The 952-nt window shown below is 73.3% G+C and carries 2 pseudogenes; both read left to right on the forward strand.

What is annotated here, in order from left to right:
* Positions 1–366: pseudogene (locus ND748_RS32800) on the forward strand (galactokinase); the annotation flags it as partial.
* Between the two features lie 331 nt (positions 367–697).
* Positions 698–952: pseudogene (locus ND748_RS32805) on the forward strand (poly(3-hydroxybutyrate) depolymerase); the annotation flags it as partial.

Here is a 952-nt window from a genome sequence, read left to right on the forward strand (position 1 = left end):
CGCGCGGCCGTGCACGTCCGGCTGCGCGTGGTGGTGGATCTGGCTCCGGCGACCGGGATCGACCAGCTCGTGGCGGCGGCCGGGCGGCTGCTACAGGCCGGCCATCGGGGGATCCGGGACGACTTCGAGGTGTCGGGGCCGGAGCTTGATGCGGCCGTGGCCGCAGCGGACGCCGCCCCGGGCTGCTTCGGCGCCCGGATGACCGGAGGCGGGTTCGCGGGCTGCGCGGTGGCCCTCGTGGACCGTGCTCGGCTGGACGCGTTCACGGCGGCGTTCAAACCCGCCTATTCCGCCCGCACGGGCCGGGAAGCCGTGCTACATGTTTGCTCGGCGGTCGCCGGCACCTCGGTCACGGCGCTGAGTTAGCGCGCGCAGCTACTTGCGATCTGTGCGGTGGCGTGCGGGAGCGCCTCGTCGACGGAGTACGGAAATGCTTCAGCCCGAGCCCAGCCCCGATGATCTTGATGTTCCGCGGAACCGCGCCGCGCCGTCGGACCCGAACACAGGTCCGGGGCGGCCGGGTGCCCGCGTCCAGGCGGTCGGGGCACGGTCGGGCGTACCCGGGCGGGGCGCAAGCCGTCCGAGTTGGACCGAATCGCTGTCGAGTGTGCTGTGCTAGCCCGGTATAGGAGTTCTTGACGGGAAGCGGGTTAGCATGACCGCTCTGACCGGGCGGAGACGAGGAGTTGAGAGGACGGTGTCCGTGCTGCGTTGGGCGCGGGTCGGGCTGTCTCGGCGGGGACGGCTGCGGCACGGGGTCGGGATCGTCGGCATCGTCGCCGTCGGCCTGGCTACTTTCATCCTCGCGGCGTTGTCGCCGTCGTCATCCGCGTCGGCCACCGCCGCCTCGGTCACCTCGACCCCGACGGCCGCCGCAGGGTCCTCGGCCGGCGCTGCCCACCTCGCCGGCCCGTCCTCGGTAGCCGCCGCGCCCACCGCCCCTCCCAGCGCG

This window comes from Frankia sp. AiPs1 (genome assembly GCF_023716945.1).
GTDB lineage: Bacteria > Actinomycetota > Actinomycetes > Frankiales > Frankiaceae > Frankia.